Below are 13,083 nucleotides of genomic sequence, written 5' to 3'. Positions count from 1 at the left end.
CGGCGCGATCGACCGTCGGCGCCGGCTGAGACGGTTGCACCGCAACTTCGCCGAATGCTTCGAGCAACGCATCGGCTTCGTGCGCGGGTGGGTCGGGTGGATCGGCACGCGACGCCGTGCCACCGCCGCGCCGAGCCCAAAGCGGTGCAAGCCCCAGCATGTCCAGCGCGGCTTCATCGAGCGCCATGCGCATCCTCCTTCGGAAATGTGAATCGCATGACGAGTGCGTCCTCGCGGCCGCGATGCCGCGCCGGATAGTAGTGCTTGCGGCGCCCGATCGTCGAGAAGCCGAAGCGTTCGTACAGCTTCACGGCCCGGACGTTGGACGGCCGGACCTCGAGCAGCAGGCCCGTCAGGCCCTTGCTGCGCGTGAGACGCGCAGCTTCGCGCAACAACGCGAGGCCCGCGCCCGTGCGCTGCGCCTGCGGCGCGACGCATAAATTGAGCAGGTGCATTTCGTCGACGACAGGCATCAGCACGCAGTACCCGATGAGCGTGCCGGTGACGTGGCGCATGCAAACGCCGAAGTAACCATTGCGCAGCGAGTCTTCGAAATTGCCGCGTGACCAGGGGAACTCGTAGGCTTCGCGCTCGACATAAGCCACCTCGTCGAGATCGGCATCGGTCATCGGCGAGATATACCGATCGGCCAGCAACACGCCACTCATTGCCCGCGCCCCTCCTCGCGCACCGCGCGGACCGCTTCGCGTTCGGCGCTCGTTTGAGCCACCTTGTCGCGAATGTACTCGGGGGCGGCCTGCTCGGCCGACACGACACGCCCGGCGCGATAGGCTCGCCACGCCGCATGCGCGAGCGGCACGGCATGCGGCACCGCTTCGCCGTCCACTGTCCGCGCAGCGCCAGCCGCGGCGAGCCGGTCCCCGAACGCGGCCGCCGCATTGCCGGCCAGCGTGAACGGCTCCGAAGGAATGGCGAGCGCGCCGGGATCGCCGAGGGCGGGTGCCGAAACGATGTGCCATTCGGCGGCATCCGCGCTCCACGCGTAATCGGCCCAGTAGACCTCGCCCATGCGCGCATCGAGCACGGCGAGCACTCGCGTGGCCGCGGGGTCGCGCAAACGCGCGCTTTCCGCGCAGGCGAGCAGCGTGCTTACGGGGACCACCGGTAGCGCGAGACCGAAGGCCAGGCCTTGCGCGACGCCTGCCGCGGTGCGTAGCCCCGTGAACGAACCGGGGCCGGCGCCAAAGGCGATCGCATTGCAATCGCGCAACGTCAAACCGGCTTCGTCGAACAACTCCTTCACGGCGGGCAGCACGCGCGCGCTGGAGACCGCGCCCGTTTTCTCATGCCGAGCCAGCACGCGCGGCGCCGCGGCGGGCGGCTGGCCGGTGCGGGCGTCGGCGTCGAGCAGCGCCACCGAGCAATATTCGGTCGAGGTATCGAGAGCAAGCAGAACGGTTCGGGTCATGGCCGCTATTGTAATGCGGCGCCCGTCGGTTCCGGATCGCAAACCGGCAGCCCGCACGGCCCCACCTGTGCGGCCCGACCTGTGCGGCCCAAGCGTTTGGAAGGTTTGCTCGATGTTTTCGGAGACGGAGCTTGCTATGATCGGCCGCCCAATCGCTCCACAGGGAGAATCCAATGAGCACACTCGATGCGCGCTTCGAGCAGGCACAGACGGACGTCAAGGCGCTACCGGAGAAACCGGGCAACATGACGCTGCTGCGCCTTTACGCGCTTTTCAAGCAGGCCACGGAGGGCGACGTGCAAGGCGAAAAACCGGGTTTCGCCGATATCGTCGGCAAGTACAAACACGACGCGTGGGCTTCACTGAAAGGAACCGCGCAGGACCAGGCGAAGCAACAGTATGTCGAGCTGGTCGAGTCGCTCAAAAGCGGCACGGCATCGTAGCAACGGCCAGTTTTTGGCGTCGTGGGTGGCGCAGCGCAGCAAAAACCCTTATACTGCGGCCTGCGCTTCGCCACACAAATGTGCCAAAGGTGTTTTCGGCCTTTCCCGCGGTGCAGCGCTGCGTAGCGTTTTGCTCCAATCCAGTTTAGAAACTGTCCCCTCCTGCCCAGGCCCCTGCGGGCCGCCTCGATCAGGCTGGCGGCGATGCCACACCGGCATCCCGCACTCGATACAGCTTCTAACGAAAAGCTCGCCGTAACTTGCGGGCTGCCCCCGTTTTTCGATTTGCTCGCTGAAGTATTGCATGCTGAATCCGACGACTTGGGTGATGCCGATTGGCGCCGACGTTCCTTCCCACAGTTGTTAAGGATTCTCATGACCTCGAGCTTCACCTCTCCCATGACCGCCATCGCCGATCAAGCACTCGGTCTCGACATCGATACCGCGCCCGCCGCACCCGCCGCCGACTCCGTCGAGACGGCCGGTTCCGGCTTCGCCGCGCTCGGTCTGTCGTCCGAGATCGTTTCGGCGCTGATGGCCGCGGGCTACGTCAAGCCCACCCCGGTGCAAGAACGCGCGATCCCCGCCGCCATCGCCGGGCGTGACCTGCTCGTCTCGAGCCCGACCGGTTCGGGCAAGACGGCGGCGTTCATGCTGCCGGCGATCGAGCGTTTCGCTCAGTTGCAAAAGACGAAAACCGCCGAGCCGCGCGAGGCAGCGGGCGACCGCCGCCCGCGCCGCGGCCCGCCCGTGGCACAGCCGAGCCTGCTCGTGCTGACGCCGACGCGTGAGCTGGCCATGCAGGTGACGACGGCCGCATCGACGTACGGCAAGCACCTGCGGCGTCTGCGTACGGTCAGCATTCTGGGCGGCGTCGCCTACGGTCAGCAGTTGACGCTGCTGGCGAAAAACCCCGAGATTCTCGTTGCCACGCCGGGACGTTTGCTCGATCACCTCGAGCGCGGCCGCATCGATTTGTCGCTGCTGCAAATCCTCGTGATCGATGAAGCGGACCGCATGCTCGACATGGGCTTCATCGAGGATATCGAAACGATCGTCGCGGCCACGCCGGCCACGCGCCAGACGATGTTCTTCTCCGCTACGCTCGACGGCAAGATCGGCTCGCTGACGAACCGGCTGCTGCGCAACCCCGAGCGCATCGAAATCGAGCATCGCCCCGAATCGCGCGACAACATCTCGCAAGCGATTCACTACGTCGACGACCGCGACCACAAAGACCGCCTGCTCGAGCATTTGCTGCGCGACACGGCGCTCGACCAAGCGATCGTCTTCACCGCAACGAAAAGCGAAGCCGACCAGCTGGCCGGCCGTCTCGCCGATGCAGGCTTCGCTTCGGCGGCGCTGCATGGCGATCTGCCGCAAGGCGCCCGCAATCGCACGATCCGCGCGCTGCGCGAGCGCCGTGTGCGCGTGCTCGTCGCGACCGATGTGGCTGCGCGCGGCATCGATATCCCCGGCGTCACGCACGTGTTCAACTACGACCTGCCGAAGTTCGCGGAAGACTACGTGCACCGGATCGGCCGTACCGGCCGGGCCGGACGGACCGGCACGGCCGTCAGCCTCGTCAATCACGCCGAATTCGGTGCGCTCAAGCGCATCGAGCGGTTCGTGCGTACGACGCTGCCCGTCAATGTGGTCGTAGGCTTCGAGCCGCGCAAGGCACCGCCGACGAATAATCGCGGCGGTTTCGGTGGCCGCGGCCGGCCTGGCAGCAGCAGCGCTCCTCGCCGGTTCGGCTCGAACGCAAACGGCGGTGCGCGCACCGGCAGCGGCTCGTACAGCCACGGCGAAGGCCGTGGCGCCCCCGCCGGCGGGCGTCCCAACGGCGGCGGTTCGCGCGACGGCTATCAGGGTCGGCGTGGCGATTCGGCACGCGGTGGCGCACGCCGCAGCAGCTAACGACTGATGTATCGCGCTTTGCGAGGCCGACGGCCCTGCAAAGCGGGTTCCTTCAAGACCGGTGTCCATGGACACCGGTTTTTTTTTGCCGACTGAGTCGGGCCTTCAGCACAGGCAGGCATCCAACGCGGAGATCGAACAGCATTTCACAATGCGGAAAATTTTTTTGCGTCGTAAAAAACCGTGCTGCGTGGCACAACGTCAGTCATTGCAGCATAGAAAACCATCTTTCACATCGTGATATATTGTTGTAACTCGTTGATAATTAAATAGAATTTTTGTCTAAAAAAGCGGGTAGCATGGCTGTTGCTAAGTTTTGGGTTTGCCTAGACTCTTATATAAGACTTCGTCACGTCGGTGGCACGCGGCAGATGAATCGGTTTTTCCCTCATACGCAACCAGGAGCACACCATGTCACGTCAGCAGCAGGCTCAGGAACTTCAACGCCAGTGGGAAACGGACGCACGCTGGAAAGGCATCAAGCGCAGCTATACCGCCGAAGATGTCGTCCGTCTGCGCGGCTCCCTGCAAGCGGAACATACGCTCGCCCGCGTGGGAGCCGAAAAGCTCTGGAAGGGCGTCAATACCGAACCGTTCGTCAATGCGCTCGGCGCGCTGACGGGCAATCAAGCCATGCAGCAGGTCAAAGCCGGCCTGAGAGCGATTTATCTGTCGGGCTGGCAGGTGGCCGGCGACGCGAACGTTGCCGGCGAGATGTATCCCGATCAGTCGCTCTACCCCGCCAATTCGGTGCCGCTCGTGGTGAAGCGCATCAACAATACGTTGTCGCGCGCAGACCAGATCCAATGGTCCGAGAGCAAGAATCCCGGCGATGAAGGCTATATCGATTTCTTCGCGCCGATCGTTGCGGATGCCGAAGCCGGCTTCGGCGGCGTGCTCAACGCATTCGAGCTCATGAAAGCCATGATCGAGGCGGGCGCCGCCGGCGTGCATTTCGAGGACCAGCTCGCTTCGGTCAAGAAATGCGGCCACATGGGCGGCAAAGTGCTCGTGCCGACGCGCGAAAACATCGCCAAGCTGACCGCGGCGCGGCTCGCGGCCGACGTATGCGGCGTGCCGACCGTTCTCATCGCGCGCACCGACGCCGAAGCGGCGGATCTCGTGACCTCGGATATCGACGAAAACGACCGCCCGTTTCTGACCGGCGAGCGGACTGTGGAGGGCTTTTACAGGACGAAGCCGGGCCTGGCGCAAGCCGTGTCGCGCGGCCTGGCCTATGCGCCCTACGCCGATATGATCTGGTGCGAGACCGGCAAGCCGGACCTCGAATACGCGAAGAAATTCGCCGAAGCGATCCACAAGGTCTTCCCCGACAAGCTGCTGTCGTACAACTGCTCCCCGTCGTTCAACTGGAAGAAGAATCTCGACGACGCGACGATTGCCAAGTTCCAGAAGGAACTGGGTGCGATGGGCTACAAGTTCCAGTTCATCACGCTCGCCGGCTTCCATGCGCTGAATTACTCGATGTTCCACCTCGCGCACGGCTATGCCCGCACGCAGATGAGCGCCTTCGTCGAGTTGCAGCAAGCCGAATTCGAAGCAGCCGAGAAGGGTTTTACGGCGGTCAAGCATCAGCGCGAAGTCGGCACCGGCTACTTCGATGCCGTCACGCAAACGGTCGAAAGCGACGCGTCGACGACGGCGTTGCACGGCTCGACCGAAGACGAACAGTTCTTCGATAGCAAGAAGGTCGCTTAAAGCAGGTCGGCAAGTCGCAGTCGCTGCGCCGCGGCTCATCGGCCCGGCGCAGCTGAACCTCCGGCCCGGCAACGCCGACGCGTCGCCGGGCGCCGGCTCAGCGATAGACGATCACGGGAATCGTGGTGTGCGTGAGCACGCGCTGCGTCTCGCTACCGATCAGGAGACTGCCCAGCCCACGGCGCCCATGCGACGCCATGAAAATGACGTCGCAGCCGCCGCGTTCGGCCGCATCGATGATCCCGAGATACGGCGAAGGATGCGCGCTCGTCTCGCTCCTGCAGCTCACTCCGACGCGCTCGGCAGCCGCTTCGATCTCGTGCAGAAGCACGCGCGCTTCGCGCTCGCTGCGGGACTGAAAGTCTTCGGGCGGCTCGATCACCACCTCGGCGTAGGGCGAATACGGGTACTGCGGCAAGCAGGTGTAGGCAGTCACCCGCGCACCGACCGTTCGCGCAAGATCGATCGCCCCGTCGATCGCTTTTTGCGACAAGTCCGAACCGTCGGTCGGAACCAGGATGTGCTTGAACATGGCCCTCTCCAGTACTGGCGACATCGCGCAGGGACACCCGCAGCGTCTTTTGCGCGCCTTGCGCCGGGTGCCTGAAGTCGATTGTAGTGCCCGCACCGCCCGGCTTTCGCGCGGCTACGGGACAGTCCGCATATCGAAAACCCGCCTGACACTATTGCCAGTAGCCGGGCTGAGCGTAGGTGTGCTTGAGGAAATCGAGGAAAAGACGGACGCGCAGCGGCAAATGCCGCCGTTGTGCGAACACCGCCTGAATGCCGATGGGCGGCGCCGCGAACCGGTCGAGCACCGTGACGAGGCGCCCCGCCGCGATGTCGCCACCGACCTCCCACCAGGAGCGCCAGGCAAGCCCGTGGCCGGCGAGGCACCACTCATGCAGGACCGCGCCATCGGAGCACTCCACCGCGCCGCCGACCTTGATCGACACGACCTCGCCCGCCTGCTGGAAGGTCCAGACTCGCTGCTGGTTCGCGTTCGCCGCCAGCGTGAGGCAGTTGTGGCTCGCAAGCGCGGCGAGCGTATCCGGCGCGCCGTGACGCGCGAGATAGGCGGGCGCGGCCACACAGACGCGCCGGTTTTCGCCGAGCTTGAGCGAGACGAGCGAGGAGTCGGACAGGTCCCCGAGCCGCACGGCACAGTCGAAGCCCTCGTTCACGAGATCGACGAGCCGATCCGACAGGTCGAGCGTGACGGAAACGTCGGGATGAGCCGCCGCGAACTCGGGCACGAGCGGCGCCACGTGCTTGCGGCCAAAGCCGGCCGGTGCCGATACGCGCAGATGGCCGCTCGCCTTGACGCCGCCAGCCGACACGCTCGCCTCCGCATCGGCGAGATCGCTGACGATCCGCTGACAATCCTCGAGAAACGCCGCCCCCTCGAACGTGAGCGTCAGTTTGCGCGTCGTCCGCACGACGAGCCTTACGCCGAGCCGCTCTTCGAGTGCGTCGAGCCGGCGCCCGATGACGGCGGGCGCCACGCCTTCGGCCTGGGCGGCCGCGGAAAGACTGCCTTTCGCCGCCACGGCGACGAAAGTCTCGATTTGCTTGAAGCGCGCCATGACCGGGGATCTAGAGATTCGAACAGTCGAAGATTATGTATCAAAAAGTCAAAGATCAATTAACTTCGAGACGCTTTTTTATACCAAATCATCACCAATAGAATGAGCGATTTTGCCATTTGACCGACCAAGGAGAAACACATGGCGAACACGTTGTCGCTGCCGCAAGGCATGGAGATCACCGGCCCGATCGAGCCCGGTTTCGAGACCATCCTGAGCCCCGACGCGCTTGCGCTCGTCGCGAAGCTGCATCGTCGGTTCGAGCCGCGCCGGCGCGAATTGCTCGAGCGGCGCGCGGCGCGCACGCGGCGGCTGGACGCGGGTGAGCGTCCCGACTTCCTGGCCGAAACGCAGTCGGTGCGCGACGGCGATTGGAGCATTGCGCCGCTGCCCGAGGATCTGGCATGCCGACGTGTCGAAATCACGGGCCCGGTCGAGCGCAAGATGATCATCAACGCGCTGAACTCGGGTGCGGACGCCTATATGACCGACTTCGAGGATTCGAATACCCCGAACTGGCACAACCAGATCACCGGGCAATTGAACCTCAAGGATGCCGTGCGCCGTACGATCTCGCTCGAACAGAACGGCAAGCAATATCGGCTCAACGACAAGGTCGCCACACTGATCGTGCGTCCGCGCGGCTGGCATCTCGACGAAAAACACGTCAAGGTCGACGGCCAGCGCGTCTCGGGCGGCATCTTCGATTTCGCGCTCTACCTCTTTCACAACGCACAAGAATTGATCGCGCGAGGTAGCGGCCCCTACTTCTACCTGCCGAAAATCGAAAGCCATCTCGAAGCGCGCCTGTGGAACGATGTCTTCATCGCGGCGCAGGAAGCGATCGGACTCGCGCGCGGGACGATCCGGGCTACGGTGCTCATCGAAACGATCCTCGCCGCCTTCGAGATGGACGAAATTCTCTACGAGTTGCGCGAGCACAGCTCGGGGCTCAACGCCGGCCGCTGGGACTACATCTTCTCGGCCATCAAGAAGTTCAAGAACGACGAAGCGTTTTGCCTCGCGGACCGCGCTCAGATCACGATGACCGTGCCGTTCATGCGCGCCTACGCGCTGCAGTTGCTGAAGACGTGCCACCGGCGCAATGCGCCCGCGATCGGCGGCATGAGTGCGTTGATTCCGATCAAGAGCGACGCAGCGGCGAACGAGAAAGCGATGGCGGGTGTGCGCGCCGATAAGGCGCGCGATGCAACCGACGGTTACGACGGCGGCTGGGTCGCGCATCCCGGCCTCGTACCGCTCGCGATGGAAGAATTCGTCAAGGTGCTCGGCGACAAGCCGAATCAGATCGGCAAACGACGCGACGATGTACAGGTCGCCGCCAAGGACCTGCTCGACTTCCGCCCGGAAGCCCCGATCACGGAGGCGGGTCTGCGCAACAACATCAACGTCGGCATCCATTACCTCGGTTCGTGGCTCACGGGGAACGGCTGCGTGCCGATTCACAACCTGATGGAAGACGCGGCAACCGCCGAGATCTCGCGCTCGCAGGTCTGGCAATGGATCCGCTCGCCGAAGGGCACGCTCGACGACGGCCGCAAGGTCACGGCCGAGCTCGTCCGCGCGCTGGCGCAACAAGAGTTGGAAAAAGTAAAGCAGGCCGTTGACGGGGAAGCGGCGCCTTATGAGCGTGCGGCGCAGATCTTCGAGCAGATGTCGACGTCGGAGCAGTTCACCGAATTCCTGACCTTGCCGCTCTACGAGGAAATCTGATCCGGCGACCGCGTCGCGCCCCGGGCCCGTTGCTGTCAGCTACGCTCAGCTGCCATAGCGGAGCTCGGGTGCCGCGTCGCGTGCGATGCGGTAGCGGACCCAGTCGCCCGCGCGGATTAACAAGCGCTCGGCGACGGACTCCGCCGCCACCGGATAGAACAAACACCGCACTTCCCGTCCTGCAACGTCGACGCCGATCTCGCGCAAGCGAAACAGGCCCTCGACGCCGGGATAGACTTCCTCGATTTCGTTGAGCACCGGCAGGAGTGCATCGTCGATCTCGTAGACGTCGCCGCGCACTGCGGGAGCCTCTTGGTCCGGCACAAGTCCTGGATAGCTGCCGAAATCGTATAGCCGCCCCTGCACCGAAGCCGCGCCGAGGAGCCGTGGGGCCGGCAGCCCGTGACGCGCGGCGGCCTGGCCGATGTCGTTCACTTCGCCTTCGCGCAAAGTGCCATATACGAAAACGTGTAGCATCTCCACCCCACTGTTCCGGTGCCTTACTCGTTCATACGCCGGTGCCCGGTCGCCGCTCGCGCCGGACATGCATTATGCATGCCGGTCCCCCGAGAGCGATAGTATGCTAACGCAACCATGACCTTACGAGCCTTGGCACCGCCCGCCGCACGCGTGCATTTCGTCGACATTCCGCCCGAATTCGCACCGACGCGCGCCCATCCGATCCGTGTCCGTTCGCGGCCCATGCCGGCCGGCGAACGCATCACCATGCACATGCACGCGTGGGCACAGCTGGCCTACGCCCCGCGCGGCGTGTTGCGGCTCGCGATCGAGAGCAGTAGCTGGATCGTGCCGCCGTCGAGAGCAATCTGGGTGCCGCCGCATGTACCGCATGAAGTGGTCGTCGTCGAGGAGGCCTACATGCGCACGCTTTATATCGACGAGTCCGCGGTTCCGGCCGGGCTCGAGAGCTGCCGTGTCATGGAGGTCTCGTGTCTGTTGCGCGAGGTCATTGCGGCGATGGATATGGCCGATCTCGCGCCGGCTCGCGAGAAGCTGCTCGGCGCGCTCGCGCTCGACGAGCTTGCCCGCGCTGCGCCGCTGCCGCTGTCGGTCCCGATGCCGCGCGAAAAACGGCTCCGTGCATTATGCGAAGCGCTGCTCGCGGATCCGGGCAATACCGATTCGCTCGAATACTGGGCGGCGAGCGTGGGCGCCAGCACGCGCACGATCGCGCGTCTTTTTCGGCAGGAGCTCGGCATGAGCTTCTCCCAGTGGCGACAGCAAGCGGTCCTCGCACGCGCCATTCCTTTGCTCAACCAAGGGCTCGCGCTTTCGCGGATCGCGCGCGAACTCGGTTATCAGAGCCAAAGCGCGTTTTCGGCGATGTTCCGGCGCGCGTTCGGCGAGAGCCCGCGCGCGTTCATGGTGCGCGGCCATGAACGCACCGAGGCCCCTCCCGGGGAGGCCGACGACGAAATCGAGGGTGCTGCCGAAGCCATGTCGCACCGCTGAGCATTCCGCTGGCGCCGGAGAAACGGCCGCTCAGACGCGCCGCGTCATATGCCGGATTGCGCCGAATTGCGCCAACCGAGGGCCGGCGCTGCGGTAACCCATACGCAGATAGAGCCGCGCGGCCGGGTTATCGACGAATACACGCAATTGGAGTTCCTGCAAGCCGCGTTCGCGTGCCCATCGGTGGCAAGTTCTCAGCAAGAAGGTGCCGGCGCCCTGACGCCGGTGGTCAGCGGCGATCTGCACGTCGCGAATATGAAGCGAATCGCCCTCTTCCGTCATCCGCAGCACGCCGATCGGTTCGCCGTCCGACTCGAGAACGAAGTTCTCCGACTCGCACCAGCTCGCGTAGAACAGATCGGCCCGCCAGACGAGGTGATGGCGCTCGTAGTAACCGTTCATGTTCGCACGGGTCAGCGCTTCCGCAAAGACGAAGTCGTCGGGCACGGCTTCGCGCAGATGAAACGGCAACGGGGCATCGGAGGGGTCGAACATCGCAGCCGGAACGAGGAGCAATCCCAGACACGGTAAGCCAGGGCGACGCGGCTGGCAACCGAGAATTTCCCCGGCGCTGCGCTTTCGCCGTAGATTGGCCGAGCGGCTAAAAAAAAGCCCGTTCGAACGCATGCTCGAACGGGCTTTCTTCATTTTTGGCGGAGTGGACGGGACTCGAACCCGCGACCCCCGGCGTGACAGGCCGGTATTCTAACCGACTGAACTACCACTCCAGTCTTGGCATCGTGGCGCCAGAGTGTCGGTCTTGTCTCTGGCGCTGCGGCGCGCTTTTCAGCAGCGCCGCGATGTTTGGCGTCCCCTAGGGGATTCGAACCCCTGTACTCACCGTGAAAGGGTGATGTCCTAGGCCTCTAGACGAAGGGGACAACGTACAGCTTGCACTTCTATTAAAAAAGCCCGTTCAAGCATGAACTGAACGGGCTTTGTCTGGCGGAGTGGACGGGACTCGAACCCGCGACCCCCGGCGTGACAGGCCGGTATTCTAACCAACTGAACTACCACTCCAGTCTTGGCATCGTGACGCCAGAGTGTTGGTCTTGTCTCTGGCGCTGCGGCGCGCTTTTCAGCTGCACCGCGATGTCTGGCGTCCCCTAGGGGATTCGAACCCCTGTACTCACCGTGAAAGGGTGATGTCCTAGGCCTCTAGACGAAGGGGACAAAATTCTCACGTTACTGCTCGACTTACTGCCGCGATCGGCTTTTCGTCAAAAGCGAAGATCGCCATTCTATCTTCGCGTGCCGCGTTTGTGAAGTATTTTCTTCTTCACCGCCCAGCGCAACTTGCGCAAGAGCGAAGCCCGCGATTATACGCACCCATTTTGCCTGTTCGCAAGCGCTTTTGGGCGCGCCGGCGGGCTCTCTTCAGGCCGCGAGCGCTTGCAGCAACGCATCGACGCTGGCTTTGGCGTCGCCGAACAACATGCGTGTGTTGTCCTTGTAAAAGAGCGGATTGTCGACTCCCGCGTACCCCGAAGCCATACTGCGCTTGGAAACGACGACCGTGCGCGCTTTCCAGACTTCGAGCACCGGCATGCCCGCGATCGGACTGGTGGGATCTTCGAGCGCGCCGGGATTGACGATGTCGTTCGCGCCAATCACGAGCACCACGTCGGCGTGCGCGAAATCGTCGTTGATTTCATCCATCTCGAGCACGATGTCGTACGGGACCTTGGCCTCGGCAAGCAGCACGTTCATATGTCCGGGCAAACGACCGGCAACGGGGTGAATACCGAAGCGCACTTTCACGCCCATCGAAGTCAGCTTGCGCGTGATTTCGCTGATGGTCGACTGCGCCTGCGCGACCGCCATGCCATAGCCGGGCACGATGATGACGTCCGACGCGTCGCGCAGCAACGCGCCCACTTCGTCCACCGTCGCGGCCACGACTTCGCCGGCGGCCTGTGTACTGCTCGCGGCGCTCGTCGTGCCGAAGCCCCCGAGAATCACCGAGATGAAACTCCGATTCATCGCGCGGCACATGATGTAGCTGAGAATCGCTCCGCTCGATCCCACGAGCGCACCCGTCGTGATGAGCAGATCGTTATCGAGCATGAAGCCCGTGGCCGCCGCGGCCCACCCCGAATAGCTGTTGAGCATCGATACCACGACAGGCATGTCGGCGCCGCCGATGGCCATGACGAGGTGAACACCCAGCGCCCCTGCAAAGACGATCATCGTCAGCAGTGCGAACAACCCCGCATCGGCCGACGGTGCCGTCAGAAACCGGTAACCGAGCGCAAGCGCGACAGCCACGATGCCGAGGTTCAGTGCATGTCGCCCCGGCAAGATGAGCGGCTTGCCGCCGAGCGTGCCTTGCAGTTTCAGGAACGCCACGATCGAGCCTGTGAACGTGACCATCCCGATCAGCGCGCCGAGATAGATCTCGCATTCGTGGATGACGCGCGCGGCGCCCGCGAGCCCGGCGAGCGGTGCCAAATAGCTGTTGACGGCCGTCACGACGGCGGCCAGTCCCACGAAGCTGTGCAGCACGGCCACGAGCTGCGGCATTTGCGTCATTTCGACGCGCTTGGCGAGCAGCGCCCCCAGTGTGGCGCCCGCTGCCGCGCATACGAGCACGACCGCGAGGCTCACGCCCGGCGCAATCAAGAGCGTCGCGGCAATCGCGACGAGCATGCCGAGCATCCCATAGAGATTGCCGCGCCGTGCGCTGACCGGATGGCTGAGCCCGCGCAGGCTCAGGATGAACAGCGTGCTCGCGCCCAGATACGCGATATTGCCGATTCCATTGAGCATCGCTCAGGAC

The 13,083-nt window shown here is 64.1% G+C and carries 12 protein-coding genes and 4 tRNA genes; 5 read left to right on the top strand and 11 right to left on the bottom strand.

Annotation, left to right across the window (positions count from 1 at the left end):
* Nucleotides 1–173: 173 nt before the first annotated feature.
* Nucleotides 174–668, bottom strand: coding sequence for a ribosomal protein S18-alanine N-acetyltransferase (gene rimI, locus ACO1XS_RS15050; RefSeq protein ID WP_331572741.1), 495 nt, complete (start codon nucleotides 666–668; stop codon nucleotides 174–176).
* A complete protein-coding gene (tsaB, locus tag ACO1XS_RS15045; RefSeq protein WP_486391059.1) occupies nucleotides 665–1,429 on the bottom strand; it encodes a tRNA (adenosine(37)-N6)-threonylcarbamoyltransferase complex dimerization subunit type 1 TsaB in 765 nt (254 codons plus the stop codon). Before tsaB ends, rimI begins: the two co-directional genes overlap by 4 nt.
* A gap of 173 nt (nucleotides 1,430–1,602) precedes the next feature.
* Between tsaB and ACO1XS_RS15040 the strand changes: the two genes are divergently transcribed.
* The 3 genes from ACO1XS_RS15040 (at nucleotide 1,603) to aceA (ending at nucleotide 5,511) form a co-directional block, all read left to right on the top strand.
* Entirely contained in the window at nucleotides 1,603–1,872 is a 270-nt protein-coding gene (locus tag ACO1XS_RS15040) for an acyl-CoA-binding protein (RefSeq protein ID WP_440558691.1), read from the top strand.
* A gap of 375 nt (nucleotides 1,873–2,247) precedes the next feature.
* Nucleotides 2,248–3,792, top strand: a complete 1,545-nt coding sequence (locus tag ACO1XS_RS15035) for a DEAD/DEAH box helicase (RefSeq protein WP_486391058.1) — start codon at nucleotides 2,248–2,250, stop codon at nucleotides 3,790–3,792.
* Between the two features lie 411 nt (nucleotides 3,793–4,203).
* Nucleotides 4,204–5,511, top strand: coding sequence for an isocitrate lyase (gene aceA / locus ACO1XS_RS15030; protein WP_486391057.1), 1,308 nt, complete (start codon nucleotides 4,204–4,206; stop codon nucleotides 5,509–5,511).
* A gap of 97 nt (nucleotides 5,512–5,608) precedes the next feature.
* On the opposite strand, the gene ACO1XS_RS15025 is transcribed toward aceA, so the two are convergent.
* Both ACO1XS_RS15025 and ACO1XS_RS15020 read right to left on the bottom strand, forming a co-directional pair.
* Nucleotides 5,609–6,043, bottom strand: a complete 435-nt coding sequence (locus ACO1XS_RS15025; RefSeq protein WP_331572731.1) for a universal stress protein — start codon at nucleotides 6,041–6,043, stop codon at nucleotides 5,609–5,611.
* A 151-nt stretch (nucleotides 6,044–6,194) separates the two neighbouring features.
* Nucleotides 6,195–7,097, bottom strand: coding sequence for a LysR family transcriptional regulator (locus ACO1XS_RS15020; RefSeq protein ID WP_486391056.1), 903 nt, complete (start codon nucleotides 7,095–7,097; stop codon nucleotides 6,195–6,197).
* 141 nt (nucleotides 7,098–7,238) lie between these two features.
* Between ACO1XS_RS15020 and aceB the strand changes: the two genes are divergently transcribed.
* Nucleotides 7,239–8,831, top strand: coding sequence for a malate synthase A (gene aceB / locus ACO1XS_RS15015; protein ID WP_486391055.1), 1,593 nt, complete (start codon nucleotides 7,239–7,241; stop codon nucleotides 8,829–8,831).
* A 45-nt stretch (nucleotides 8,832–8,876) separates the two neighbouring features.
* Here aceB and ACO1XS_RS15010 read toward each other — a convergent pair whose 3' ends face one another.
* Complete coding sequence (locus ACO1XS_RS15010; protein ID WP_486391090.1) at nucleotides 8,877–9,308, bottom strand: gamma-glutamylcyclotransferase family protein; 432 nt, start codon at nucleotides 9,306–9,308, stop codon at nucleotides 8,877–8,879.
* A gap of 117 nt (nucleotides 9,309–9,425) precedes the next feature.
* On the opposite strand from ACO1XS_RS15010, the gene ACO1XS_RS15005 reads away from it, so the two are divergent.
* Nucleotides 9,426–10,304, top strand: a complete 879-nt coding sequence (locus ACO1XS_RS15005) for an AraC family transcriptional regulator (RefSeq protein WP_486391054.1) — start codon at nucleotides 9,426–9,428, stop codon at nucleotides 10,302–10,304.
* 30 nt (nucleotides 10,305–10,334) lie between these two features.
* On the opposite strand, the gene ACO1XS_RS15000 is transcribed toward ACO1XS_RS15005, so the two are convergent.
* From ACO1XS_RS15000 to ACO1XS_RS14975, 6 genes are all read right to left on the bottom strand, one after another.
* A complete protein-coding gene (locus ACO1XS_RS15000) occupies nucleotides 10,335–10,799 on the bottom strand; it encodes a GNAT family N-acetyltransferase (protein WP_331572723.1) in 465 nt (154 codons plus the stop codon).
* Between the two features lie 156 nt (nucleotides 10,800–10,955).
* Nucleotides 10,956–11,032: transfer RNA gene (locus tag ACO1XS_RS14995), tRNA-Asp, on the bottom strand.
* Nucleotides 11,033–11,109: 77 nt separating this feature from the next.
* Nucleotides 11,110–11,185 (bottom strand) — tRNA-Glu (locus ACO1XS_RS14990).
* 62 nt (nucleotides 11,186–11,247) lie between these two features.
* A tRNA-Asp gene (locus ACO1XS_RS14985) sits at nucleotides 11,248–11,324 on the bottom strand.
* 77 nt (nucleotides 11,325–11,401) lie between these two features.
* Nucleotides 11,402–11,477, bottom strand: a tRNA-Glu gene (locus ACO1XS_RS14980).
* A gap of 204 nt (nucleotides 11,478–11,681) precedes the next feature.
* Complete coding sequence (locus ACO1XS_RS14975; protein ID WP_486391053.1) at nucleotides 11,682–13,073, bottom strand: NAD(P)(+) transhydrogenase (Re/Si-specific) subunit beta; 1,392 nt, start codon at nucleotides 13,071–13,073, stop codon at nucleotides 11,682–11,684.
* Nucleotides 13,074–13,083 lie beyond the last annotated feature (10 nt).

The sequence above is a fragment of the Trinickia sp. genome (genome assembly GCF_057351765.1).
The sequence above is the reverse complement of the archived record's forward strand: the minus strand, read 5'-3'. Positions and strand labels throughout refer to the sequence as shown.

Excerpts from the sequence above, each read along its gene's own strand:
- rimI (WP_331572741.1), bottom strand. The coding sequence starts at position 668 with ATGAGTGGCGTGTTGCTGGCCGATCGGTATATCTCGCCGATGACCGAT.
- tsaB (WP_486391059.1), bottom strand. The coding sequence starts at position 1,429 with ATGACCCGAACCGTTCTGCTTGCTCTCGATACCTCGACCGAATATTGC.
- ACO1XS_RS15040 (WP_440558691.1), top strand. The coding sequence starts at position 1,603 with ATGAGCACACTCGATGCGCGCTTCGAGCAGGCACAGACGGACGTCAAG.
- ACO1XS_RS15035 (WP_486391058.1), top strand. The coding sequence starts at position 2,248 with ATGACCTCGAGCTTCACCTCTCCCATGACCGCCATCGCCGATCAAGCA.
- aceA (WP_486391057.1), top strand. The coding sequence starts at position 4,204 with ATGTCACGTCAGCAGCAGGCTCAGGAACTTCAACGCCAGTGGGAAACG.
- ACO1XS_RS15025 (WP_331572731.1), bottom strand. The coding sequence starts at position 6,043 with ATGTTCAAGCACATCCTGGTTCCGACCGACGGTTCGGACTTGTCGCAA.
- ACO1XS_RS15020 (WP_486391056.1), bottom strand. The coding sequence starts at position 7,097 with ATGGCGCGCTTCAAGCAAATCGAGACTTTCGTCGCCGTGGCGGCGAAA.
- aceB (WP_486391055.1), top strand. The coding sequence starts at position 7,239 with ATGGCGAACACGTTGTCGCTGCCGCAAGGCATGGAGATCACCGGCCCG.
- ACO1XS_RS15010 (WP_486391090.1), bottom strand. The coding sequence starts at position 9,308 with ATGCTACACGTTTTCGTATATGGCACTTTGCGCGAAGGCGAAGTGAAC.
- ACO1XS_RS15005 (WP_486391054.1), top strand. The coding sequence starts at position 9,426 with ATGACCTTACGAGCCTTGGCACCGCCCGCCGCACGCGTGCATTTCGTC.
- ACO1XS_RS15000 (WP_331572723.1), bottom strand. The coding sequence starts at position 10,799 with ATGTTCGACCCCTCCGATGCCCCGTTGCCGTTTCATCTGCGCGAAGCC.
- ACO1XS_RS14975 (WP_486391053.1), bottom strand. The coding sequence starts at position 13,073 with ATGCTCAATGGAATCGGCAATATCGCGTATCTGGGCGCGAGCACGCTG.